The sequence below is a fragment of the Ferroacidibacillus organovorans genome, from assembly GCF_001516615.1.
Taxonomy (GTDB): domain Bacteria; phylum Bacillota; class Bacilli; order Alicyclobacillales; family SLC66; genus Ferroacidibacillus; species Ferroacidibacillus ferrooxidans_B.
On sequence record NZ_LPVJ01000014.1, the window covers coordinates 1 to 25,389 of the forward strand.

The 25,389-nt window shown below is 53.1% G+C and carries 23 protein-coding genes and 1 other annotated feature; of the genes, 17 read left to right on the forward strand and 6 right to left on the reverse strand.

The features are described from left to right. The first annotated feature begins 259 nt into the window (after positions 1–259). From ATW55_RS05260 to metG, 4 genes are all read left to right on the forward strand, one after another. Complete coding sequence (locus ATW55_RS05260; RefSeq protein WP_067713560.1) at positions 260–520, forward strand: type II toxin-antitoxin system RelE/ParE family toxin; 261 nt, start codon at positions 260–262, stop codon at positions 518–520. Positions 521–655: 135 nt separating this feature from the next. After that, a complete protein-coding gene (locus ATW55_RS05265) occupies positions 656–1,066 on the forward strand; it encodes an NUDIX hydrolase (protein ID WP_067713563.1) in 411 nt (136 codons plus the stop codon). 84 nt (positions 1,067–1,150) lie between these two features. After that, positions 1,151–2,545 (forward strand): dipeptidase, encoded by a 1,395-nt coding sequence (locus ATW55_RS05270; protein WP_067713567.1) that lies wholly within the window; start codon positions 1,151–1,153, stop codon positions 2,543–2,545. Between the two features lie 273 nt (positions 2,546–2,818). Beyond that, entirely contained in the window at positions 2,819–4,507 is a 1,689-nt protein-coding gene (gene metG, locus ATW55_RS05275) for a methionine--tRNA ligase (RefSeq protein ID WP_067713571.1), read from the forward strand. Positions 4,508–4,516: 9 nt separating this feature from the next. Here the strand turns inward: metG and ATW55_RS05280 are convergent, their stop codons facing one another. The 3 genes from ATW55_RS05280 to ATW55_RS05290 are packed head-to-tail and all read right to left on the reverse strand — an operon-like array spanning position 4,517 to position 7,316. After that, a complete protein-coding gene (locus tag ATW55_RS05280) occupies positions 4,517–5,719 on the reverse strand; it encodes an MFS transporter (protein ID WP_067713575.1) in 1,203 nt (400 codons plus the stop codon). Then, on the reverse strand, positions 5,716–6,540 hold the full coding sequence (locus tag ATW55_RS05285; protein ID WP_067713579.1) for an HAD-IIB family hydrolase: 825 nt from the start codon (positions 6,538–6,540) through the stop codon (positions 5,716–5,718). Before ATW55_RS05285 ends, ATW55_RS05280 begins: the two co-directional genes overlap by 4 nt. After that, complete coding sequence (locus tag ATW55_RS05290) at positions 6,537–7,316, reverse strand: DeoR/GlpR family DNA-binding transcription regulator (protein WP_268753369.1); 780 nt, start codon at positions 7,314–7,316, stop codon at positions 6,537–6,539. Before ATW55_RS05290 ends, ATW55_RS05285 begins: the two co-directional genes overlap by 4 nt. Before the next feature lie 193 nt (positions 7,317–7,509). Here ATW55_RS05290 and ATW55_RS05295 point away from each other — a divergent pair, with 193 nt between their 5' ends. Genes ATW55_RS05295 through ATW55_RS05305 form a run of 3 tightly spaced genes read left to right on the forward strand, consistent with a single transcriptional unit; the run spans position 7,510 to position 11,599 of the window. Next, positions 7,510–9,234 carry a spore germination protein gene (locus ATW55_RS05295; RefSeq protein ID WP_067713582.1) on the forward strand — a complete coding sequence of 575 codons (1,725 nt, stop codon included), beginning with the start codon at positions 7,510–7,512 and terminating at the stop codon, positions 9,232–9,234. A 24-nt stretch (positions 9,235–9,258) separates the two neighbouring features. After that, positions 9,259–10,407 carry a GerAB/ArcD/ProY family transporter gene (locus ATW55_RS05300; protein ID WP_067713587.1) on the forward strand — a complete coding sequence of 383 codons (1,149 nt, stop codon included), beginning with the start codon at positions 9,259–9,261 and terminating at the stop codon, positions 10,405–10,407. Beyond that, positions 10,400–11,599: a Ger(x)C family spore germination protein gene (locus tag ATW55_RS05305; protein WP_067713590.1), complete on the forward strand. Its 1,200-nt coding sequence runs from the start codon at positions 10,400–10,402 to the stop codon at positions 11,597–11,599. Before ATW55_RS05300 ends, ATW55_RS05305 begins: the two co-directional genes overlap by 8 nt. Here the strand turns inward: ATW55_RS05305 and ATW55_RS05310 are convergent. Further along, on the reverse strand, positions 11,596–11,925 hold the full coding sequence (locus ATW55_RS05310; protein WP_067713594.1) for a hypothetical protein: 330 nt from the start codon (positions 11,923–11,925) through the stop codon (positions 11,596–11,598). The genes ATW55_RS05305 and ATW55_RS05310 overlap by 4 nt on opposite strands. A gap of 251 nt (positions 11,926–12,176) precedes the next feature. Here ATW55_RS05310 and ATW55_RS05315 point away from each other — a divergent pair, with 251 nt between their 5' ends. The 7 genes from ATW55_RS05315 (at position 12,177) to ATW55_RS05340 (ending at position 21,509) form a co-directional block, all read left to right on the forward strand. Continuing rightward, a complete protein-coding gene (locus ATW55_RS05315) occupies positions 12,177–13,745 on the forward strand; it encodes a DUF4118 domain-containing protein (RefSeq protein WP_235587011.1) in 1,569 nt (522 codons plus the stop codon). A gap of 38 nt (positions 13,746–13,783) precedes the next feature. Then, a complete protein-coding gene (locus ATW55_RS05320) occupies positions 13,784–14,500 on the forward strand; it encodes a response regulator (protein WP_067713603.1) in 717 nt (238 codons plus the stop codon). A gap of 233 nt (positions 14,501–14,733) precedes the next feature. Further along, positions 14,734–14,811 (forward strand): potassium-transporting ATPase subunit F, encoded by a 78-nt coding sequence (locus ATW55_RS17165; protein WP_082685574.1) that lies wholly within the window; start codon positions 14,734–14,736, stop codon positions 14,809–14,811. A gap of 16 nt (positions 14,812–14,827) precedes the next feature. After that, positions 14,828–16,534, forward strand: a complete 1,707-nt coding sequence (kdpA, locus tag ATW55_RS05325) for a potassium-transporting ATPase subunit KdpA (RefSeq protein WP_067713608.1) — start codon at positions 14,828–14,830, stop codon at positions 16,532–16,534. Positions 16,535–16,562: 28 nt separating this feature from the next. Continuing rightward, entirely contained in the window at positions 16,563–18,617 is a 2,055-nt protein-coding gene (kdpB, locus tag ATW55_RS05330) for a potassium-transporting ATPase subunit KdpB (protein ID WP_067713612.1), read from the forward strand. A gap of 13 nt (positions 18,618–18,630) precedes the next feature. Then, the gene (gene kdpC / locus ATW55_RS05335) at positions 18,631–19,218 is read left to right on the forward strand and encodes a potassium-transporting ATPase subunit KdpC (protein ID WP_067713616.1); all 588 of its coding nucleotides are present in this window, start codon (positions 18,631–18,633) and stop codon (positions 19,216–19,218) included. After that, positions 19,215–21,509 carry a histidine kinase gene (locus tag ATW55_RS05340; RefSeq protein WP_082685571.1) on the forward strand — a complete coding sequence of 765 codons (2,295 nt, stop codon included), beginning with the start codon at positions 19,215–19,217 and terminating at the stop codon, positions 21,507–21,509. The genes kdpC and ATW55_RS05340 overlap by 4 nt, the downstream gene beginning before the upstream one ends. Here ATW55_RS05340 and ATW55_RS05345 read toward each other — a convergent pair. Then, on the reverse strand, positions 21,506–22,330 hold the full coding sequence (locus ATW55_RS05345; protein WP_067713621.1) for an extradiol ring-cleavage dioxygenase: 825 nt from the start codon (positions 22,328–22,330) through the stop codon (positions 21,506–21,508). The two genes, ATW55_RS05340 and ATW55_RS05345, sit on opposite strands and share 4 nt — an antisense overlap. Before the next feature lie 104 nt (positions 22,331–22,434). Next, positions 22,435–23,394: an aldolase catalytic domain-containing protein gene (locus ATW55_RS05350; protein ID WP_067713625.1), complete on the reverse strand. Its 960-nt coding sequence runs from the start codon at positions 23,392–23,394 to the stop codon at positions 22,435–22,437. Positions 23,395–23,540: 146 nt separating this feature from the next. Then, positions 23,541–23,763: a binding site (T-box leader), on the reverse strand. Positions 23,764–23,832: 69 nt separating this feature from the next. Here ATW55_RS05350 and ATW55_RS05355 point away from each other — a divergent pair. From ATW55_RS05355 to ATW55_RS15705, 3 genes are all read left to right on the forward strand, one after another. After that, positions 23,833–25,056 carry an MFS transporter gene (locus ATW55_RS05355; protein WP_082685573.1) on the forward strand — a complete coding sequence of 408 codons (1,224 nt, stop codon included), beginning with the start codon at positions 23,833–23,835 and terminating at the stop codon, positions 25,054–25,056. Next, positions 25,049–25,219: a hypothetical protein gene (locus ATW55_RS16260; RefSeq protein ID WP_160327169.1), complete on the forward strand. Its 171-nt coding sequence runs from the start codon at positions 25,049–25,051 to the stop codon at positions 25,217–25,219. Before ATW55_RS05355 ends, ATW55_RS16260 begins: the two co-directional genes overlap by 8 nt. Before the next feature lie 45 nt (positions 25,220–25,264). Next, the coding region (locus tag ATW55_RS15705; RefSeq protein ID WP_153005020.1) for a MerR family transcriptional regulator at positions 25,265–25,389 on the forward strand (125 nt) is incomplete at its 3' end.

Consider the following 25,389-nt stretch of genomic DNA (forward strand, 5'->3'; position numbering starts at 1 on the left):
CGTGGTATCCCGCGTGTGGTAAACCAACTGTGTACACAGGCGTTGTATGATGCGGCGGCTCGAGACAGTGAAGCGATTGAGGAGGGGCACGCTCAGAGAGTGCTCACAGACCAGGAGTGGCAACGAGGGACAGCTAGCTAGCTGAAGCTAAGTGATTGACGGTTGAACATCCAGTTCCCATGGCAGATTGACGTTACGGCCGCTCCGCCAATGGCGGTGAACAAATCACCGTCAAACAGCGTGAGCGGCTACACGATACATCAAAAAACTAGTTGAAAAACCCTTGAAAAATCTTTTTCAGGAAGCGGTTATGGATATTCTCACTAATCCCTATTGTGGACAAATTAAAGTTGGAGATTTACAGGGTTTTTGGGGATATGACATTCAGTACAAAGGTATAAATTATGAAATTGCCTATGTCATCATAGAAAATGATGACGGTTCACCACAGTACGTTGTCTTTTATATGGCTGGAACACGCGAGAATTTTTGGAACGAAATTAAAAGATACTTACGATAGTACGCATCTTGAAGTTTGGTCAGGAAATTGACATATGCCCAAATATTGTATCCTATTCATTGATTTAGCAGTTTGGATGAAGATGCGTGTTATCATGGTGACAGGTTAGATGTTCCTGGAGGGGAGTCCATATCCATGTCTGTTCTGCCGAAGCACTATGTGTCAGCAGCCGTTGTCGTGATGAATGAACAGAATGAAATGTTGCTCATCAAGGGACCGCGAAGAGGTTGGGAACCACCGGGCGGTGTTGTTGAGGTGGGTGAATCGATACGCGATGCAGCCATTCGCGAGGTGAAGGAAGAGTCCGGGTTTGACATCGAAATCACATCTTTTTGCGGAATTTATCAACATTTGACGAACGGCGTAGTGAACACCTTGTGGCTTGGAAAACTGATTGGCGGGACGCCACAAACGTCAGATGAGAGCTTGGCGGTCGGCTTTTTTCCAGTGGATCGCGCACTAGGCATGGTCACATGGAGTAATTTCCGCGAGCGTATCGAACAAACGTTAGAAAAGCGTGAACAGCCTTTTTTTGTCGCGTATTGACTAAATATTCGATATGCTATGGCAAGATTAGCGATCGTTTAAATGAATCGAATCCTGTCTTGCGTGTGAGAGGCGGTCGCCTAAATGGAAAATTGGAAGTCATTCCTCGAAGCCAGTCAAGAGTCGTTTCTCGCAGATTTGATAGATTTTCTCCGCATTCCAAGCATCTCAACACAACCTGAGTATCAAGCCGAGGTTAAGCGTGCAGCCGAGTGGCTCGCAACTCGCATGGAGTCAGCCGGGTTGGAGCATGTCGAAGTGCTCGCAACAGATGGGCATCCGATCGTATATGGCGAATGGCTGCATGCAGAAAACGCGCCGACGCTTTTACTCTATGGTCACTATGATGTGCAGCCGGTTGATCCACTTGAATTGTGGACGACGCCGCCGTTTGCGCCGGATCTGCGCGAGGGGCGACTCTTTGCGCGCGGCGCAAGCGATATGAAAGGCAATGTCCTGGTGATGATCCACGCGCTCGAGGCACACCTGCGCACAGCAGGGAGCCTGCCTATCAATCTGAGGGTTGTGATCGAAGGAGAAGAGGAAATTGGAAGTCGCTCACTTCCCAAGTGGCTTGCGGAAAACCGAGACAAGATCGCGTGCGACATTGCGGCGAGCGCTGACTCTGCGCAGCTCGCGCTTCAAATCCCCACGCTCATTGTGGGGGCAAAAGGAATGTGCGGCCTGCAGATGGATGTGAAGACGGCGGAGACTGACCTGCACTCTGGGCTGGCAGGGGGCGTTGTCCACAACGCGCTTCACGTCGCATCGCAGATCGTTGCGTCGATGCATGATGAGTTCCATCGCGTCACGGTGGCAGGATTCTATGATGATGTTTCGCTCCCCACGCCTGACGAGCGCGCCATGTGTGCCCGCATGCCGCTTCGCGAAGATGACTTTCGCAAATCGATCGGCGTGAACGAATTGATCAGCGAACCTGGGTTTACTCCCATGGAGTCGACGTGGTTTCGCCCGACATTAGAAGTCAATGGCATGTGGGGAGGATTTCAGGGCGAGGGTACAAAGACGATCATTCCCTGCGTCGCGCACGTCAAAATCACATGTCGACTGGTAGCTAATCAACAACCCGCCAAGATTATCGAATTGCTCAAGGCGCATCTTGCGCGTGTGACGCCATCTGGCGTGGAGGTGCATGTGACACCGTTATTTGATATGGCGGACCCTTATCTCCTGCCGGAGGATCACCCCGCGACGAAGGCGGCGGATGCTGCGCTTCAGGATGTGATGGGGGGACACCCGATGCACATGCGAATGGGTGCAACCGTGCCGATTCTTGGCATGCTCAAAGAACTGCTGGGTGTGGAAGTGTTGTCGCTTGGCTTTTCCGGGATTCGCGACGGCATGCACGCGCCAAACGAGTCACTCGATCTCTCGTTTTATCGCTTGGGGGCGCATGTTTATGCGCGACTTTTTGAAACGCTTGCGACATTGCGCGGCGGCTTGCACAGCTCAGTTTGAATCATGAAAAACGTATAGAATATTAGCTTGCTTCTCGGTGTTTTCAGTGTTATTCTTCGAAATATTAACAATGGATCGGAAAGGACGTGAGCAAAAATGATGGATATGCGAATGATGATGGACGCCATGCGGATGCCTTGTTTGTGCTCACGGTTCAGGATTCGATTGTTTCTCATGTAGAATAATCGAATGTAACCTGCTACACGTCGTGGGCGCAATGTGCCTGCGGCGTTTTTTATTTGGATAAATTTAAGCTTTGGAGGAGAGACCCTCATGTCAAAATATCTCATTACCAGTGCATTACCCTATATCAACGGCGTCAAACACCTTGGGAACCTCATCGGCTCATTGCTGCCAGCTGATGCGTATGCACGATTTTTAAGATTGGAAGGCGAGGACGTCTTGTTTATTTGTGCAACGGACGAACACGGGACACCCGCAGAGTTGTCAGCGCTCGAGTCTGGATTCTCTGTCGAGGACTACTGTGACGCAATGTATTTTAAACAATCCCTTGTCTACGCGCAGTTTGGCATTTCATTTGATCATTTTGGCAGAACGTCCTCACCCCAAAATCAAGCGTTAACTACTCATTTTTATGAGCGTTTGAATGCCAATGGATATCTTGCTGAGCTTCCTCTTCAACAAGTGTTCTCTGTTAAAGATAAACGCTTCTTGCCTGATCGGTACGTCATGGGAACATGTCCGAAATGTGGATATGAGGCGGCCAGGGGAGATCAATGTGAAAATTGCACTTCAGTGTTAGATCCTGTGGACCTAATTGCTCCAAGATCTGTCATCTCGGGGAGCACTGATCTTGAGATTCGAGCGACACAACACCTCTTTCTCAAGATGGATATGTTAAGTGATGATCTTAGAAAGTGGGTTGAGTCTCACGGTGAGTGGTCACGACTTACGCGGTCTATTGCCCTGAAATGGCTTAATGAAGGGTTGCAGGAACGTTGCATCACGCGGGATCTTCAGTGGGGAATCTCAGTCCCGCGTAATGGTTTCGAAGGGAAAGTATTTTATGTTTGGTTTGACGCGCCCATAGGATATCTTGGCGCAACAAAAGAATGGTCTGACAAAGATTTGCATCATCGCAATTGGGAAGATTGGTGGTTCAACACATCGGATGTGACGTATACCCAGTTCATGGGGAAAGATAATGTCCCATTTCACACCGTTTTCTTTCCAGCGATGATACTTGGAACATGTGAACCGTGGACAATGGCAAGTCAGATCAAAAGTTTTAACTGGCTGACGTATTATGGCGGTAAATTTTCAACAAGTCAAAAGCGAGGTATTTTTTTAGACGATGCACTGAACTTGTTTGATGCAGATTACTGGCGATATTTTTTGTTGGCCAACGCGCCTGAGAGTACTGACACAAGCTTTACTTGGGATCTTTTTGCAACTGTATTAAATAAGGATTTAGTAGGGATTTTCGGTAATTTTATCAATAGAACTCTGAAATTTGTGTCTGCGCAATTCGGAAATGTGGTTCCGTCGGGTGGCATTCCAACAGAAGTAGAGGATCAGCTGGAAAAGGATTGTCAGAAGGTTCTCTCGGAGTATCGCAACCATTTCAAGAATCTGCAATTTCGCAAAGCTATTCAATCTCTTCGTGCGCTCTGGACGCTCGGCAATGTGTACTTAGACAGGCGCGCACCGTGGAACCTTGTGAAGGAAAATCGTGATGAAGCTGCGATGGTTCTGAGAACTGCGATTAATCTTATACGGTATTTTGCAGTTGCAGCGCAACCTGTCATTCCATTCTCAACCGCGAAGGTTTTTGATGCTCTTCGTTTGACAGATCATGAACGCCAGACGTGGATAAACGAAGATATCGATTTGTGCTTTTTTGAACCAGGGCGCATCTTTACTGTTCCAGAACCGCTTTTCCGACGAATCGAAAAATCAGAGTTGGCAAACCTTGAGCAGCGATTTTCAGGTCAGCAATAAACATGAGAATCACGAACTGAAGTGAGGTCCATCGCTCGCGACAGGGGGTATGCGGTTTGCCTCTATGCGCATGATCACGATGAGCATCGCAAAGAGGAGCAGTGCAAAACCTGTGAGATTCCATAGATTGACCCGAATGGATTCGTGATCCATGAGCCACCCAAAGAGTGCGGGCATGAGCGCGCCGCCAAGGCCGGCAAACAGTGTGACAAGGGTTGTGACGCGCTGGTTTTGCCCTGGGAAAGCGTGATTGGCGAAGACCATGATGATGACAAAAATCCCTGACATGCCAAGACCGAGCAGAAAGACAAAGACGATGTCGGCCCACGGGTTTTGAATAAGCGCCAAGAGTGCGAACAAGACCATGGTGGCGCCAATGCTGATGAGAAGAAAGCGCGAGTAGGGCACACTGCGTATGACGCGCCCGGTCAGCGCGCGGCCGATGACCATGGCCATCCAGAAAAGGGTGACCGTTAAGGTGGCTACGCTTGCCCTTATGTGGATGTAGGAAATAAAGATCGACGGGAGGAAGTTGTTCATGCAGGATTCGAGCCCGACGTAGAGAAAAATCATGCCGACAAACACGGAGATGAGCAGGGTTTTGGCGCCTGCTCCTTGAACGGTGAGCACTGCACTGTGGGCGTCGCGCGGACCGACGTGCGTGTCATGATGTGCGTTGAGCGGAATGAACATCCAGGCCAGGCACAGCACAAGTGAGATAATCCCGACAAGATAGAATCCGAGATTCCAGTGATGCCACGCGATGAATCCGCTGACGGCAAGCGGCATGATGAGCGATCCTGCGCCAAAGGCCACCTCCATCCGACTCATGACAACAGCGCGTCGACCTGCAAACCACTCCATGAGGGATGCCACGATCGTATTTTGCGTGCAGGCAAGGCCAAAACCGTTGATCAGACAAGTGACGACAAGGATTGGCATGGGTGGGAGCATGGCCGTGACGATCTGCGCGATGGCGATGCACAGGCTCGCCAAGATCAGCGTGTGTCGGTAGCCAATGCGCCGCACGATGAGCGAAGACGCTCCGACGCCGAGTAAGAAGCCGAAAAATTGCAGAAAGACGAGTTGGCCGCCCAATGTATACGATGCTTTATAGTGGTGAAGAAGGGCCACGAATGCGGAGCCGAGTGACTCATTGGAGAGGCCGTTCATGAGGTACATCCACGACGCCAACTGTACAAATCCGTTCAAGCGTTTCTCTCCCTGTGCGTGAATTCTGCGGTGCAGTCCCTGTTGTAGCGATTCACAAATGTGCAGACGTCTACCACCGAAGCGGCGACGTGGCGTGCCGCGTTCAAGACGGCAGGATCACTGTGAGACATGGCAAAGCTGTGCGGAGTCACCTCAAACATGGCGATGTCGTTAAACGAATCTCCGATACAGACCACCTCTTCGCGGCGGATGTTGCGATGCTCGATCAGCGAGCGTAGGCCGACGCCTTTTGACACATGGGCTGGAATCACATCCAGACAGTCCTTATCTGCAATGACAGCGTGAAGAACGTTTTTAAAGCGCTGCAAAAGTTGCAGGCGGAGGTTGTGAAGGGTGTCCAAATCCCCAAAAAAACCGAACTTGCATGGCAGGATCCCCTGTTCAAACAGGTGCCTCATATCGGTGCATTCATGAACGGGCATGAACATGCGATCGCGCAAAAATTGTGTGCGTTTGAGTGGAGGGATATAGATCTGATTGTCCGTGCAACTGACCGTGTAGGGAAATGAACCGTTCGTTGCGAAGGAGAGCAGTTGGCGGGCAAGCGTTAGGTCAAAGCTCGCAGACGCAAGGAGACGCTCTGTGTGATCATAAACAAATGAACCGTTTTGACTGACACGATGGCAAGGGATGTCGAGTAGTTTTGCGACCTCCTGCAGTTCGGGATCCATGCGGCCAGACGCGAGACCGATCTCGATCCCTTGGTGGAACGTTTGACGCATTGCATTAACGTCTTTGTCAGCGAGGGAACCATCGATCCATAGCGTACCGTCCACGTCACTTACAAGCATTCGAATCATGAGCGTCCTCCCTCGACGACCATCACCTCAACCCCCGCTTCATCGAGTGCGCGCTGAAGCTCAACACTTGGTTCTCGATCGGTAATCAGAATATCCATCGCATCCAGATCAGAAATTTTGTGGAACAGACGCTTCCCAAATTTAGTATGGTCTGCGAGGACAACCACCTGATCGGCGTGGCGAATCATCGCTCGTTTCACGACTCCGTCTTCTTCGTGCGGATAAGACAATCCATCCTCCGTAATGCCGCAAGCTCCAAGAAACAGTTTGTCGACGTGGTACTCTGCAAGTTTTTCAAGCGTCGAGGCGCCATATAAAAAACGGTGCTGCTGGTTTAATTTTCCACCCAAAACGTGGACGGTGACGTTTTCCTTTTCTGATAAGATGCTCGCGGCGTCAATCGCGTTTGTCACAACGGTCACATTGCGAGCGGTTAAGCTTTCTGCCGCGAATTGCACCGTTGTCGACGCATCCAGAATGAGAAACTCCCCGTCTGAAACAAGCGCTGCGGCGGTTCGTCCAATTTCTAATTTGCCGCTCGATTCTCGATGGAGCCGCTCTTTATAGCCGTAAACCTCTTTCGATAAGCCTGGCAGCATGAGCCCGCCGCGGGTTCGCACAACTTGTGTGGTTTGGGCAAGCTTCACGACATCTCTGCGCGCTGTGTCGCGAGAGACATCGTAGAGTTCACAAATCGTCTGTAACGTCACGCGTTGGTGCTGATTCAGATAGCTCATAATCCGGACAAGACGTTCTTCTTGGCTAAGTGATTGCAAGCGAAACACCTCCACGTGTAAGGAGTGTAAGGTTTTTTGTGAAGAACATCAAGGTATTATAAGCTATTTTGCGTTTTTTTAAGTCATATCAGAAATCCTAGTGATGAACACGGGAAAGTTTTTCGTGTAACAAAAGGATAGAGATGTAGGGACTGGAAATGCTAAACACACGTCGTAATGTCAGGTGATTCGTGTGTTCTCCAAGTGGAAGTATCGAAAAATACCACAGCCGATAAAGACAAACGCACCTCAAGATCCTGATCTGGATCGCACTTCAAACAGGGCTTACACACAGCAAAACAGAGATCAACAAAAACACAAAAAACCGTCCGACGTCTTTCGAAACAGCACGTTTTCTAAAGAACTGGAAAGCAATCTGGGCATTTTTGAAAATGCGCTTGGAATGAACATGGATTTTCTGATTCGCAGGTTCAAAATTCAAATTGGTGATTCCCTGCTCGCCTGCGGACTTGTTCATTTGGATGGCTCTTCTTCAAAGACCGATATCAATGACATTCTGGCCGCTTTGATGTTTTCGATAGATCAGAGCCAACAGCGAGGGGATTCTCCTTTTCGCGTCATCTATTCACAGTGTTTGCCGTATGCGGATGTTGCTATCAAAAATACACCGCGTGACGCCGCAGATTGGATCATTGCAGGGAATGCCATCCTCATTCTCGACGGGTATGAAAAAGTCATTGGGCTGAGCACGCAGGCATTCAAAGAGCGCGCCGTAGAACAATCGCAAACAGAGCAAGTCATTCAGGGTTCACGGGAAGCGTTTATCGAATCGATCGGAACGAACGTCTCTTTGATTCGCAAGCGCATGCGATCGACAGATTTGAAAGTGCATAAGATTCAAATCGGGGAAGAGACGGCAACAAATGTCGCATTCTGTTATTTGGATGGCATCGTGAATGAAAACTTGGTAAGTGAGGTCAAAAGAAGGCTTGAGGCTGTCAAAACAGACACCCTCTATGGGTCGGGGTATCTTGAACAGTTTATTGAGGATAGCCCATTTTCGCCTTTTCCTCAGGTGCAAAACACAGAGCGCCCCGACAAAGCGGTCGCTTCCATCCTTGAAGGGCGTGTGGCGATCTTGGTGGATGGCTCGCCCTTTTGTCTGATCATTCCAGCGGTTTTCTCGCAGTTTTATCAGACGACGGAAGACTACGATACGCGCTTTCTCATGGCCAGTTTGATTCGCGCGATTCGTTTGATTTCACTACTCTTTGCGCTGATCTTCCCTTCGGTTTACGTCTCTTTGATTGAATACAATCCGGAGATGATCCCAACGAAATTTGCAGTCGCTGTGGCAGGCGGGCGAGCGGGTGTTCCCTTTCCCGCCATTGTGGAGATTTTTGGTCTTGAGATCATCATGGAAATCTTGCGTGAAGCGACGATTCGACTTCCGCAACAAATCGGTGGCGCACTCTCGATCGTAGGGGTTCTCGTGATTGGGGAGGCTGCTGTGAACGCTGGATTTGTCAGTCCAATCACCGTGGTCGTCGTATCGCTCACGACGATCGGTTCGTTTGCCACACCTGCCTACAACGCAGCGATTGCGCTGCGCATGTTGCGGTTTCCTCTCATGATTCTCGCGGGCATCTTCGGCCTATACGGCGTAATGGTGGGCATCATTTTAATCACCAATCATCTCATTAAATTGGAGTCTTTCGGTGTGCCTTATTTGAGTCCGCTCCTCCCCGGAAACAAGTTTGGATTTTTTGATTCCATTATCAGGGCGCCCGTGTGGATGATGTCCAAACGGCCAAAACAGTTGCAGACAGGGAAGGTGCCGCGCATCTCCGTGGATCAGGATGCGCTGAAAAATCAAAAGGGTCGACCCTTAGCGCCTCAATATGTTGATGGTGCAGCGTCTTTTTCTCCTTCGAAGGATGAACAAGACAATCAATAAATTTTTTTGCCAGGTGGGGACGTTATGCAAAACAGCAGTCGTCAGTCAACAAACCAGAGCCAGGAAAAACCGCGTGAAGCGACGACAATTCAATTGGCCTTGTCGATTGGCACGGCGATCATTGGGGTGGGCTTGTTGGCTTTTCCAAGGATTACCGTGAATTATGTCATGACGGCCGCGCCTGCGGCGACTGCGATTGCTGTGCTCATTGTCCTTGGCATTGGGCTGCTTGTCGCGTACTTGGGCAGTCAGTATCCTCAGGAGACGATATTTGAATACGGAGATCAGTTGCTTGGCAAATGGATGGGTTCGATCTTTCACACGCTGCTTAGCGTTTATTTTCTTGAACTTGCCGCGCTTGCGACACGGGAATTCGGAGAAGTCGTTGTAACGTCCGTTTTACAAAAAACACCTGTCGAAGTGACGGTTCTCACCATGCTTATTCTCGCCGCTGTCGCGTCACGCAACCATGTGGTCGTCGTCATTCGCATTCTGACATATTACATGCCTTGGGTGTATTTTCCGGTGATTGCCATCGTGCTCCTTACCCTAAAAGGTGGGAATTATCTCAACTTGCAGCCGTGGTTTCACATCATTCATCCGTTTGGCTTGGTAAAGGCTGTTTTGACAATTACTGCGCTTTTTCAAAACATTTTGATCGCTGGGATGTTTACACCTTACCTGGTCCACCCTGAGCGAGCGTGGAAAGGAATTTTGGTCGGTGTGGGTGGGGCAGGAACCCTTTATCTCATTTTAATGCTCGCAACGCTCGGCGTTTTTGGAACTGAGGAGATCAAACACATTCTGTGGCCGACGCTTGATTTGGCAAAAACGGCGTCACTTCCCGTCTTTTTTATCGAGAGAATTGATCCTATTTTTGTCGCGGTCTGGGTGACGGCTGTTTTTACGGGAATCCTTTCATCATACTACTGCTCCATTCGGGGCATGGCCCACGTCCTTCACATCAATGACCACCGAAGCATGTCGATCTTCATTTTCCCCGTGATTTTCGTGATGTCTCTCTTGCCGAAAAACATCGCAGATTTATACACGATTGTCGAGATCGTTGGCCAGTTTGGCATCCTGCTTACGATGGGTTATCCCATTCTCCTTGTCATCGTTCATTTTGTAAAGAAAGCTTTTAAAAAAAAGAAGGTTTTGAGCCATGCGTAGGTCATTGCGGTTTGCGGTGCTGGTGGCGATCGGCCTGAGTATTACGCCCCTTTTAAGCGGCTGTTGGGATCGCTTGGAAATTGAAGAGCGCGGAACCATTCTCGGTATTGCCATTGACCCGTTAGAGGGGCAACCTGTGCAAAACATCACAGGTCCTGCCGCGCGCGGTGTGGGGTATAAAATTACTGCGCAAATCGCCATACCGGGACGCATTCCGCTTGGACCGACTTCCGGAGGAGGAGGTATGACGGAGAGACCCGTTTGGATTTTAAGTGTGACAGGGAAGACCGTCGATGATGCGATGAGTCGATTGCAAGAGGATTTGGCTGACCAAATCTTTATTGGGCAGATGCGGGTGATCATCGTGAATGAAAAAATAGCGCGAACAACGGGAATGCACGCGCTGCAGGATTATTTTCGGCGCAATGCGGAAACGCGCAGACTGATATGGATGATGATTAGCCATGGAGATGCAGAGGAGGTGCTGCAAGCATCTCCCAAGCTTGAGCGCGTCCCGACGCTCTATCTGGTGGGAACCATGGAACACGCTGTGAACCTCGGGAAAATTCCAAATGTGTTTTTGGGGAACTACTGGTCCACGCTGGCTTCGTTCGGACGCGATCCTGTCCTCCCCGTGATCTCAAAGGTCAAGGACCGTATCAATCTTGATGGGTTGGCCTTGTTTCGCGGTGAGAAAATGGTGGGCGTGCTCAATAGTCTGCAAGTGGCTCCGTATATGGAACTGACCAACCAAAAGCAGGCTGGATACGGATTTTCTGTTCCACTTCCCGATGAACCAAACGAAAGTGCCTCATTAAAAGGGACGATCAGGCATACGATTATAAAATTGTCCATGAGACACCAGAAACCATTTTTTGATATTCATGTCATCATCAACGGAAACATTCAAGAACTGACTTCTACGAAACATCAATTGCGCGGTTCATTGATGAATAAACTATCTGTCGCATCCGCGGCCATTTTGCAGGAGAAACAGGTTAAATTTTTAAAGCGGATGAAAAAATTGGGGATTGATCCAATCGGGTTTGGCGAGTATGTTCGCGCTCAGTATCCAGATTATTGGCGTCGTATTGGGACGAGAGATCGCTGGGATCAGATCTTTGCCAAAGATGTAAGCATCCATCTCCACAACACATTCACGGTCGTTCGCTCGGGGCTTGCGTCACATTAGGTGAAAATGGATATGGCTTGGATGGCGGTGATAAGCGCGATGCCTCCAATGATATAGGTGAGCGAGAGGGCATTCGTAAAGCGGAGATCGTGGCTTGATACGGTTTGTGACATGGACATGCGAGGTTTTTCCGGATTTTCGGAGGCATTGGTTGATGCGGGTTGATTCGCAACCTCTTTGGCGCTAGATTTCATTCGCTGTTGTTTATTCAATTGCTTCTTTGCAGGTCGATAATCTACAAAGTAAACGATTAACCCACAGAATAAAAAAGTAGATCCTATCATGGGAAGATCGCTTGCCACCATAATTTGAAGCAAAGAAAACATGGGGAATCCCTCGCATTCAAAACAAAATTTTACATGTGTATCTTATGACTTTTGTGTAATTCATGGATAGGATGCCCAAGGGCGCTCCCTCCATTCTGGCATCGAACAGCGGCTTACGGTGGAGGCGAAAATCTTTTGAGTTGGCAAAATCATGCTACTGTCGAGTCGAGTGAACCTTTGCTATGATGATAGTAAGGAAATCTACGCCCGACCCGATCGAAAGACAGGAGCATGACATGAGAGAATCGCCCGTGAAACCTTGGTTAAGCTTAAGCACTTCAAATTACGGTCGACAAGGACAGGACCGCGACAAGCGGCGTCGCAGTACATGGGGTGCGGATCGCTCCGTGTACCACTACGGGTTTGTGCTTGTGCTCCTTGGCGTGCTCACACTGATTTTGTGGAATGTCGGGTGGCTTTTCAACCGCGTCAATATCGCGATGCTCTATCTTTTGCCTGTGCTTTACAGCGCGCTGCGCTTTGGGCGGGGGCCAGCATTTTTTGCGGCGAGCCTCGGCGTGGTTTTGTTCGACTTTTTCTTTGTGCCGCCTGTGCTGAACTTCTCCGTGAGCGATTTTCGCTACCTGATCTCATTCAATGTGTTTCTCATGGTCGCAGGGCTTACCGCAACGCTCGCCTCGCGGCTTCGCGCTCAGTTGAAAGAAGCGACAAAGCGTGAAGAGCAAACGGCCATCTTGTATCGCATCAGCCGCCAGATGGTTTCGCTCACCGACCTCGCATCGATGATCGCGACACTGGAACAGCAAGTTTCAAACGCCCTGCAAATGCCGGTTGTGATCTTGCTGCCACAAACGGACGGACGAATGATCGTTGAAAAAGCGGCAGACCACGTGTGGCTGAATGAATTGGATCAGACATTTGCCTCATGGGCATTTCATCACGGACAAATGTGCGGTCGCGGAACGGAGTATTTTAAAGAAGCGGCTGGACTCTATCTGCCGCTCAAAACAGAGGCAAACGTATACGGCGTCCTGTGCATTCATATCGGTTTGTCAGTTCCGCCGCTCGACCTTGAGCGAATGACGCTCGTCGAGGCGCTCTCAAGTCTTGCGGCCATTTCGATTGCCCGTTTCAAACTTGAAGAAGAGGCGAAAGTGGCTCATCTGGCGGCAGAGTCAGAGCGCCTGCGAACGGTGCTGCTTGACTCGATCTCACACGAACTGCGCACGCCACTGGCCTCCATCATCGGTTCGGCGACAGGCATTCTCGAAGGGGAAGGCGTCCTTGACGTGGCGGATCATCGCGAGTTGATCGTAACGCTTCGGGCAGAGGCCGTTCGCATGAATCGCCTGGTGACGAACCTGTTGAACATGGTGCGCCTTGAGAGCGGGATGATGCGCTTGCGCAAGCAGTGGTGTGATATTGAGGATCTGATCGGTGTGGCGCTGCGCCAACTGAAAGAACCGCTACAAGAGCGCACGGTGACACTCAATATTCCAGAACATTTGCCGGGAATTCATGTTGACAGCGTATTGATCGAGCATGTGCTCGTCAATGTCCTGAGCAACGCGATCAAATATTCACCGGAGCGCAGTCCTCTATCGATATGCGCGTCGCTTGAAGACCAGTCGCTTTGTATCGCCATCAAGGATCAAGGCATGGGCATCGCGGCAGAAGAGCGCGCGCGGATCTTCGAGAAATTTTATCGATCGCCGCGCAATAAGCACATTACGGGCACGGGACTTGGACTTGCCATCTGCAAAGGCATCGCGCTCGCCCACGGTGGGGACATCTGGGCCGAAGCGGCAGATCCTGCAGGAAGCACACTGGTCTTGAGTCTGCCGCTTACTTCGCGGTAAGATAGGAGTCTCACGTAAAGCGGAAGGATGGTCACAGCTTGACGGCCCACGGTGCGCGAATCCTCGTCATTGATGACGAGAAGTCGATTCGCAGGCTTTTAAAAGTCAATCTCCAGGCGCATGGCTATGCGATGTTTGAAAGCGAGTCAGGCGCTGATGGCATTCTCAAAGCGAGTGAGATGCGCCCGGATTTGATCATTCTTGATCTCGGTCTCCCTGATGTGGAGGGCCACCAGGTGCTCAAACAAATCCGCGAATGGTCGCATGTCCCGATCATCGTATTGACGGTGCGCGAGGATGTGGAAGAAAAGATTGCGGCGCTCGATCAGGGGGCGGATGATTTTGTCACAAAGCCGTTTGCATTGGGTGAACTTCTCGCCCGCATTCGCGTGTGGCTGCGCCATATTCCCAAACAAGAGGAGCCTGTTCTCACGTTTGGCGATCTCACGGTGGATCTCGCGCAGCGCTTGGTGCTGCATCATCAGCAACAGGTGAAACTCACACCGATCGAGTATGATTTGTTAAAGGTTTTGGTTCGCCACGCAGGGCGGGTGATGACTCACCGGCAGCTTTTGCAAGAGGTTTGGGGAAATTATAACGTAGACGAATCAAGTCACTATTTGCGCATCTATATTGGCCATTTGCGGAAGAAACTCGAGCGGGATCCAGCGCGTCCTTCTCTTATTCTCACAGAACCGGGCGTCGGGTATCGCTTTACCGTCGCGTATGAAGAAGAAACAAATGCCAAAGACTAAACGCGTTTCGCGATGAAACGCGTATTTTTACGGTTTTTTTACACGAGAGACAGATTTCTTTACGGCATATTTATGCGTCGCAAAGCTACAATGACGAAAGGTTTGCTTGTGTTGAGTGGATGGCGGAGGTGGTTGATTTGGGAGATCTAATCTCTCTTTTGCTCTATGTTGCGGTCTTTTCTCTTTTTTTATGGTTATTCCGATTATTTGACAGGACGTAAGGAGGAACTGCGATGTGGGTGTTGCTGTTTGTCGCGGCGATTGTCATGGCCTATTTGACGTATGTGATTTTTCACCCAGAAAAGTTCTAAGAGGGAGCGACACGTTGTGACGGTTGCAGGTTCGATTGGCATTGTTGTCATCATAGGGCTCATTGTCGCGCTGAGCGTCCCGCTCGGTGTGTATCTGTTTCGTACGTTTGCCAAACAGCAAAAAGCGTCAGAAGGATGGGCTGCACCTTTTGAAAAGGTGCTCTATCGGTTGGTGGGGGTAAACCCATCTGTCCAGATGGATTGGAAGGCGTATTTGCGTGCGCTGATGCTGGTCAATTTCACCATGATGATTTTCGTTTATATTCTTTTTCGCTTGCAGGGCGTGCTCCCGCTCAATCCCGACCACATTCCAGGAATGAGTTGGGATTTGGCGTTTAACACGGCGGCTAGCTTCATCACGAATACAAACTGGCAGAACTACGCGGGCGAGAACGCGATGTCGTACCTCGGGCAGATGCTCGCAATTACGTATCTGCAATTCACCTCGGCGGCTACCGGGTTTGTCGCAGCCATCGCATTCTTGCGCGCGCTGATCTCTAACCGCGGCGAATCGCTGGGTAATTTCTGGATGGACTTTATCAAGATTCACACGCGCCTGCTTTTGCCCTTGTCCATCATTCTGGCCGTGGTGTTTGTGGGACTGGGAATTCCTGATACCCTGATGGGCGCGCAAGTGGCGCACACCCTGTCTGGTGGCACGCAGATCATCTCGCGCGGACCCGTGGCGTCGCTTGAGGCGATCAAGCAACTCGGCACAAACGGCGGCGGCTTTTTTAACGCGAACTCCGCGCATCCGTTTGAAGACCCGTCTGCGTTCACGGGTGTGCTTGAGATGATCGCGATGGGTGTGATCTCAGCGAGCCTTTTAACGCTGTTCGGAATGATGATCAAAAACCGCCGTCAGGCAGTCGTGCTCTACGTGTTTTTAACGGCGATCTTGCTGATTGGCGCGTTTGTCATCTACGCCAACGAAACAGGTGGCAATCCGCTTATCGCGCACGCGCTTGGCATCAAGGGACCGAACATGGAAGGAAAAGAGGTGCGCTTTGGCGAGGCGCTCAGCAGCGCGTTTACCGCGATCACCACGGCGTTTACGACGGGCGCTGTCAACACGATGCATGACAGTCTCACGCCGCTTGGCGGATTGGTGCCGCTTCTTTTTATGATGTTCAACGTGATCTTTGGCGGAAAAGGCGTGGGGCTTCTCAATATCTTGATGTTCCTGATCATCTCGGTGTTTTTGTCAGGACTTATGGTTGGGCGGACGCCCGAGATTTTTGGCAAGAAAATCGAGGCGCGTGAGATCAAACTGGCGACGATCGCGATGCTCGTGCACCCATTTATTATCCTGTTTCCGACGGCGCTCGCGCTCTCTTTGAAGGTGGGGACGTCATCGATTCTCAATCCGGGCCTGCACGGTTTGACGGAGGTGCTTTACGCCTATTCGTCAACGGCTGCCAACAATGGCTCAGCGTTTGCGGGACTAAACGGTAACACGGTGTTTTACAATGTCTCGCTCGGGCTCGTGATGCTTCTTGGGCGCTATGTCTCCTTGATTGCGATGTTCGCAATCGCCGGGTCGCTCGCCAAAAAGCCGATTATTCCGGAGAATTCCGGAACGCTGCGCACGGATACGTTCGCCTTTGGCGGGGTGTTTGTCGCCGTGTTTGTCATCGTCGGCGCGCTGACCTTCTTTCCGGCGCTGGCGCTTGGTCCGATCGGGGAGCAACTGCAAATGTGGCATAGTCTTACGGGGCGCTGACGCGCGGGATGAGGGGTGAGAAGTGAGGATGAGTATGATGCAAAGTAAAACGATGAGTCGCGAGATGGTGACGCACGCCATTTTAGAATCGGTTATAAAACTCGACCCGCGCGTCATGGTCAAGAATCCTGTCATGTTTGTCGTCGAGATCGGATTTTTGATCACGCTGCTATTGACGGTCGACCCAAACGCTTTTGGTGGGCATTATCCGGCGGGACAGCGCGCCTACAACCTGATTGTCACGATCATTCTGCTGATCACGGTCATCTTCGGGAATTTTGCGGAGGCGATCGCGGAGGGACGCGGCAAGGCGCAGGCAGAGTCGCTGCGGCGCACGAAGTCTGATCTGATGGCGTTCAAGTGGGTGAAAGGCGACGAGTACGAGAATGTCCCCGCCTCCACGCTGCGCAAAGGGGATCGCATACGCGTGCGCGCGGGTGAGATGATCCCGGCGGACGGCGAGGTGCTCGAAGGGCTTGGCAGCGTGGACGAATCGGCGATCACAGGGGAGTCGGCGCCGGTGATTCGCGGATCAGGTGGCGACTTCAACTCGGTGACGGGGGGCACGAAGCTACTCTCAGACACGCTGATGATTCGCGTGACAGTTGATCCTGGCGAATCCTTTCTCGATCAGATGATCGGGTTGGTGGAGGGTGCGAGCCGCCAGAAAACGCCGAATGAGCTTGCGCTCTCCGTACTGTTGGCGGGACTCACGCTGATTTTTATCATCGTGGTGGTGACGATCGAGCCGATGGCGCGCTACGCGGGGCGATCGGTCGATGTTGCGACGCTGATCGCGCTGCTGGTGTGTCTCATCCCGACGACGATCGGGGCGCTGCTCTCTGCCATTGGCATTGCCGGGATGGATCGGGTGATCCGCTTTAACGTGATCGCGAAATCGGGAAAAGCGGTTGAGGCGGCGGGTGATGTGAATACGCTGATCCTCGACAAGACAGGGACAATCACGATCGGCAACCGGCTCGCGAGCGCGTTTGTTCCAGTGAGCGGCGGGTCGGCGGCGGAACTGATGGAGATCGCGGTGCTTTCTTCGCTGTTTGACGAGACGCCAGAAGGGCGGTCTGTGGTTACGCTCGCGCACGAGATGAACCTGACGATCGATCGCGAGCGCTATGCGGATGCGGAGAATGTGGAATTTAGCGCGGATACGCGCATGAGCGGGATCACACTGAGCGACGGCACGCGCATTCGCAAAGGTGCCGTGGACGCGATGAAAAAATACGTGCTTGAACAAGGCGGCGTGATTCCTGAGGATCTTGACGCACGGACGGAAGAGATCGCCAAAGAGGGTGGGACGCCGCTTGCGGTGTTGCGCGGCAATGTGATCTATGGCCTCATCTATTTGAAGGACATCGTCAAACCGGGAATGCGCGAACGCTTTATGGAATTGCGCCGGATGGGCATCAAGACGGTGATGTGTACGGGAGACAATCCGCTGACGGCGGCGACGATCGCCAAAGAGGCGGGTGTTGACGAGTTTATCGCAGAGGCAAAGCCGGAAGACAAGATGCGCCTGATTCGCCGGGAACAGGAGCAAGGAAAGCTTGTCGCGATGTCAGGCGACGGGACGAATGACGCGCCGGCGCTCGCGCAGGCGGACGTGGGACTGGCCATGAACACGGGGACGTCCGCCGCCAAAGAAGCGGGGAACATGGTCGATCTTGACTCCGATCCGACCAAGTTGATCGAAGTGGTGTCGATTGGAAAACAGCTTCTGATCACGCGCGGCGCGATCACGACGTTTTCGATTGCCAACGACGTGGCGAAGTATTTTGCGATCATTCCGGCAATGTTTGTCTATGTGGTGCCATCGCTTCAGGCGCTCAACATCATGCACTTGACGACGCCGCACAGTGCCATTCTCTCGGCGCTGATCTTTAATGCGCTGATCATTCCATTTCTCATCCCGCTCGCGATGCGCGGCGTCAAATACAAGCCGATGAACGCGACGCAGATGCTCATGCGCAATTTGTTTGTCTATGGACTCGGCGGTGTGATCGTGCCGTTTCTTGGCATCAAGGTGATCGATCTCATCATTACCGCGCTTGGCGGGGCCAACATTTAAAGGAGGAAAGACGATGATCAATCTGTGGCGCTCTTTGCGCTTCACTGTGGTGTTTGCAGTCCTCCTCGGCCTTGTGTACCCGCTTATCGTGATGGGTATCGGCAATGTGCTGTTTCCGTTTCAGGCTCAAGGCAGTATGGTGAAAGTAAACGGGACGGTGGTTGGCTCGGAACTCATCGCACAGGCGACGACGGCGCCTGGACTTTTTCACCCGCGGCCGTCGGCCGTCCATTACACAGGGAATTACTCAGGCGGCTCGAACTTAGGGCCTACCAATCCGGCGCTGATCGCAGAAGTGAAAGGCAATTTGCAGCAGGTGCTCAGGCAAAATCCTGGGGTCAAGGCGTCTCAGGTGCCGCCTGACATGGTCGAGTCTTCAGCGTCTGGACTTGACCCGAATATCAGCATCGCCGACGCAGAACTGCAGATCCCGCGGATCGCGAAGGCGACGGGCTTATCGATCGGGCAACTGCAAAACATGATCACGGAAAATGAGACGGGACGCCTTTTTGGCATTTGGGGCGCGCCGATGGTCAACGTCATGCAACTGAATGAGATGATCCTGCAGTTTCAGGGGAAACAGGTTGTGAACGTCGGATGAAAACCCCTGACGAAAAGCACTTCGATGATCTGAAATGCGCAGAGACTGGCGCGCTAAAACTGTTCATCGGATCTGCGCCTGGTGTTGGCAAGACGTACACAATGCTGCGCGCGGCACATGATCTGCGCGCGCGCGGGCTTGACGTGGTCATCGGACTGATTGACCATCACGGTCGCCCTGATACAGAGATGCAGGTTGGTTCGCTTGAGATCATTCCGCCTCTTACGCTTCACGTCAAAGGGCGGACATTTGAAGAGGTGAATCTACAGGCGATCTGCGCGCGCAATCCAGACATTGTCGTGATTGATGAACTGGCGCACACAAACGCCCCCGGTTCCCAGTTTCCAAAACGCTACATGGACGTGGAGTATCTGCTTGATCACGGGATCTCCGTCCTTAGCGCGGTGAATGTTCAGCACATTGAAGGCATCCATGAAGAGGCGGAAGCGGTGACGGGCATTTCTGTCAAGGAATTGATCCCGGCCGCTTTTTTGCGCAAGGCGCGGGAAGTGGAAGTGATCGACGTGACGCCAGAGACGCTGCGCCAGCGCCTGCTTGACGGGAGTATCTACCCGCACGACAAGGTGAATCACGCGCTGCAAAACTTTTTTCAGAAATCGAATCTGTCGGGATTGCGTGAACTCGCGCTTCGGGTAGTGGCTGAGGATGTGGAGGAGCGTCTGCAAAACGCGTACGGGCGCAACAAAATTCCGGGGCCAGTCGGGGCAAAGGAGACGATCATGGTGTGTGTGAACTATCTCGTGCGCGCACAGCCGTTGATCTCGCGCGGTTATCGCATGGCAAAACGCCTGAAGGCGGATCTCTACGTTTTGTGTGTCAGCGATGTGGCGGAGGATTTGATCTCCGAGAAGGAGCGGGAGCGCATTCGCCGCTTGAATCACCTGGCGATGGAGTATGACGCGGAGTGGATTCTTGAGCCGCGCAATGATCGCAAAGTGGGCGAGGTGATCATGAGCGTTGCTGAGCGGATGAACGTGACGCAGATTGTCTTTGGCCAGACGTCAAAAAACCGGCGGTGGCGCCTGGGGGTTGACGCGAGTCCGGTGCGGCACCTGATGCGCTCGATGCGCTATGTCGATCTGCGGATCATGGGGTGGGACAGCGAGGTATCGACGCCTCACGATCACGCGCACAGCAGTGAACTTGGCAGCAGTTCCCACCCACTGCGCGACGCGTGGGCGTGGGCAAAGGATGGGCGCCGCGGCAAGCTCACGATTTACATTGGAGCAGCCCCAGGGGTTGGCAAGACATACAAAATGCTGCAGGATGCGCGAGACTGGAAGAAAAAGGGTGTCGATGTTGTTGCGGGCTTGATCGAGACGCACGGGCGCGAAGAGACGATCGCACAGTTTACGGGCCTTGAAGTGTTGCCAAAAAGGGAGGTGGCCATTGGGATTCCGCTCTATGACGAGCTTGACGTGGAAGGGATCTTGCGCCGCAAGCCGCAGGTCGTTTTGATCGATGAATTGGCGCACACCAACGCGCCAGGGAGCATGCACGAAAAGCGCTATCAGGATATTCTGCTGCTTTTGGAGCGCGGAATCGACGTGGTGACGGCAGTCAACGTCCAGCATCTGGAGAGCTTGCATGACAAAGTGGAGCATATCACGGGTGTGCGCGTGCGCGAGCGAGTCCCGGACTGGTTCATGAAGGTGGCGTCTGAGGTGAAGCTGATCGACGTGACGCCAGAGACGCTCCAACAGCGCTTGCTCGACGGGAAGATCTACAGCCAGGACAAGATCGAGCGCGCCTTGAGCCACTTTTTTCAGATCGCCAATCTCTCGGCGCTGCGCGAAATCGCGCTGCTGGAAGTTGCAGACGACGTGGATCAGCGCATGGAGAAGGTGCGCGAAGATGAAGCGGCAAAACCGCGCGAGCGCATTCTTGTGTGCGTCAACCACCGTCCCCACTCGGAAAAGCTGATCCGCCGCGGCTGGCGCATCGCGGATCGACTCAACGCAGAGCTTTGGGTGCTTGTCGTCCTTGTCGATGAGAAGCTCTCCGAGCAGGAGGAGCACGACCTTTTGCGCATCCGCAAACTGAGTGAGCAGTTTGACGCCCAGTTTATCACGCGCCCTGTCGCGAACCACAGCGTCGGCTGCACGATCGTCGATGTCTCGAAGGAGCTCCAGGCCAAGCAGTTGGTGACGGGGCAACCGATCCTCGCGCGCGGACCACTGCAGTTCTTGCGCAAGACGCCGATTGACTATGTGCTTGAAAACGGGGACTTTGTCGATCTGCACATCGTCGGCATCGCGCGCGACGCTTAGTCGTTAGCGGCGCGCTCCTCGATTTCACAGCAGATGAGCCCGAAATAGGTGGGAACCTCGTAGGAGAGGAACTTGATGCGCCGCACATCCCGCGCAATGGCGCCGGCGAGAATCAGGGATTGCCAGATGCCGTCCGGTTTGGCTTCCTCGATAAAGTCGGGAGAAAAGTCGCCGAGCGCCTCGATCTCTCCCGCTTTGAGAAGCTGCACAACGCGTTTGTCAAGCTTGGCGGCGGACGGGTGGTATCCGTAGGGACCGCTCGCATCGTGCGCGTGCGCCCAGTCACAACTCGCGATGAGGCCAACGCGCTTGCCGGACTTTGCGACGGCGCGCGCGAGGGACTCGCCAAAGCGCAGGTGGTCTGCCATGCTGACGAGCCGCGACGGCGTGATCACCACCACAGGCACATCCGGCATGAACGAGAGAGGAATCTGCGCGCCCCAATCAAGCGCAAGGCACGCGAGGGGGCCGTCGCTCGTAGCGTATTGCAGGGCGCCCACCGCGAGATGATCGTCGGTCGCCGCTTTGACGATGGCGCGCGCGAGTTCACGGTCGACGGTGCACTCCATCGTTTGCTGTCGCCCCGCAAATTCGAGCGTGCCTTTCATGCGCGCGCTGCAGGCGACGGCAAACTGCCCGTCGATGCGCGTGCCGTGTGGCGTGAGCACGATGATCGTCTCGGGTTTTGCGGCCGCCATACCGAAGCCTAGCGTCTGCATGCTTTGGCGCGTTTTTTCCATCAGTGCCGGATTGTGCGGGGACAGGTCCTCCAGGATCTCGTAGCCGTGCGGCGTGATCGCAGAAAAGACGAAGGTTGGCATCGCATGTTCCCCTTTCGACTTTGTGATTGCAGATGTCCTGTGCGATGACGGTCTTTCGCGCCCGCAGGCTTTCGCTTGTTGGTAGGCGGTTCGGACTGCATCTTCTAGGGCGCGGTGTGCGGCTCGACGGTTGTGAGTTTTTCATAGAAATCGAGGTATTTATCCTTGTCGGCACTCGCCCGCAAGGCCATCGCAGTGCGCGGATGCTCGTCGAGCATGCCTGTGATCGCGTACGGGATGGTGTATCCCCATTCTACCTTTTCGCGCATAGGAATGAACAGCTTTTCCAGTGGCTCAAGGAGCGGGCGCACATCATAGCGCGTGCCGTGGAGTTGGCTCACGAGGAGTTCAGTCGGGCAGTTTCCGGCGGCGCGCCCCATGCCAAAGACGGATGCATCGAGGAATGTCACACCCTGCTCGATCGCCGTCAGGGTATTGGCAAACGCCATCTGCATGTTGTTGTGCGTGTGAATGCCGAGCGCCTTTTTCGGTGCGAACTTCTGAAACTTTGCGACAAGGTACTCGATATCCCGTTGGAGGAGGCTGCCAAAGGAATCGACCACGTACACCACGTCGACCGGGCTTTCGTTTAAAACTTCGAGCGCCTCGTTGAGGTCATTCTCTTTGGCGTGCGACACCGCCATGATGTTGAGCGTGGTCTCGTAGCCGAGGGCGTGAAACTTGCTGGCGAGGTCGATGCCCTTATCCACATCTTTCAGGTAGCATGCCACGCGGATCAAGTCGAGATAGCTCTCGCTGCGGTGCACGATGTCCCGATCGTCCACGCGCCCGATGTCGACGAGGGCGGAGAGTTTAGTGTTCGTTTTCTCGCCGATCGTCTCGCGGATCAGGTCCTCCGTCAGATACGCCCACGGCCCGGCGTTTGGAAGATGGTGCAGTTTGGGTGAGTTTTTGTAGCCGAGTTCCATGTAGTCGACGCCGGACCGGCTCAGCGCCTGATAAAGGGTGCGGACGAACGCCTGCGAAAAGTCCCAATTGTTCACAAGCCCGCCGTCGCGGATGGTGCAATCGAGCACCTTTACATCTCGTTGTTTGATCGACATGATCATTCCCCCTGTTTCGTTGCGTTGCGTTTTGTGTATTTGCTCATGAGTGCTAGAGCGTGCGGATTCATCAGACTCGCGCGCGGGCTGCCACACGCTTTGACCACCGCAGGCTGTGCCACAGAATGCAAATAGGCCGCGTCTCCCCCAGGGACGAGACACAGCCTCGCGGTACCACCCTGGAAGAGGGCGCGACCCTCCACCTTCCTTGTCATAACGGCGGCGCAACTGCGCGACCGACCTGGACTACTTCACGTTTCGCCCAGATAGCTCCGAAGTGTACTTCACGCGCAGTCATCGACCGGTTCGCATCACCCACCGGTTTTCTGAGCGATCGCCTGCGGCTACTCTCTTCATCTTCGCTGTTCGTGGTGTAAAATTGGGAGCATCGTAGCACATTCGATCTTGACCCGTCAATGGGGGGGATAGCGAACACACATGCCTTTGATACGGATGGACGAGAAACACCCTCCTTTGCGGCGCTTTATCATCATCCTTGGTTCAGGTGTTGGCGTTTCGAGCATCGGTGATTTCATGTATCTCGTCGCCATCAACATTTTGGTGATCGACACCACCCACTCGGCGGCGGCGGTTGCCGGACTATGGGCAGTTTCACGGATCGCCGCACTGCTTGTGGGGCCATGGGCCGGGAGTGTGACCGATCGACTCTCAAAGCGGCGACTCCTGATTCTGATCGAACTGATTCTGATCGAACCGATTCGCGCGGCGCTCATCGCGAGTCTTCCTTTTGCCCCCACGCTTGCGTGGATTTATGTGATCCTATTTTGCCTGGGGATTTGCGGCACATTTTTCGGGAATGCCTTTCTCCCGTATCAAACAAGGCTCATTCCCGATGTGGCGCGAAAGCGCTTCAACGCGCTGACAAGCACCCTGCGCTACAGCGCCTTTGTGACGGGACCCGCGCTGGCTGGCCTCCTGATGATCCGCGGGAATCCAGTTCTTCCCTTGGAGATTGACGCTGTGAGTTTTCTGCTGTCTGCGCTATCGTTTCTGTTGCTGCCGCGCGTGGAAGAGGGGAGTGGCGCGCCGAAGCGAAGCGGGGTTTGGCGTGTCGTCGTCGCGGATTGGCGGGAGGCTTTTGCAATTTTGCGGGCCAATCGGCGGTTTTTCATCCTGTTTGCGCTGAACGCGGCCATCGGCGTCTTTGCGCTGACAGCCGATACACAAGAGGTCGTCTTTGCGCGACAAGCGCTTCATCTCGGGCAACTCGGATACAGCATGCTGGTCGAGTTTGCGGGCGTCGGGTTTGTCGCGGGCTCGCTGATTATGATGATCCTCTCAAAACGCGCAAAGCTATCGTGGCTCATAAGCTCCGGCCGCCTGCTCCATGTCGCGGGATACCTGCTCTTCGCACTTGCGCACAGTTTCTGGCTGGCCGCATTCGGGCTGATTGTGCTCGGCATTTTCGGTTCTGCCGCAAGCGTTGGCTTCACGACATACACGCAAGCGATGATCCCGACTTCACACATGGGACGGGTCAACAATGTGATGACGCCACCTCTTCAAGTCATGAATCTGCTCTTCATCCTGCTTGGGGGTGCGGCTGCCACGGCCTTTGGCGTGCGCAGCGTGATGGTTTGCATGGCACTTTTGATGGTGGCGGCGGCGAGTGTGATGGTGGGGGTTACGCGTAATGGATGAACGAGACACAACAACGTCGCTTTTTGCGAATCCGCGCTTTTTGGCGCTGTTGGGCGGACAAGGCGCCTCCTATGTCGGGGACGCGGTCGCATCCGTCGCATTACCGCTGCTCATCCTGGCATTGACAGGGTCGGGGTTTCAAATGGGCCTCGTCGGGGGTTGAACAGTAATCGTTGAATCTGATTAAAACTATCTGTGTACGATCAATATGGATAGATTAGTGACGATAGGCGAAGCGTCGAAGGTGTTAGGAGTCTCCATTACGACACTCCGTCGTTGGGAAAAAGAAGGTCGATTACAGCCGGATGAAATAACGCCCGGTGGTCACCGCCA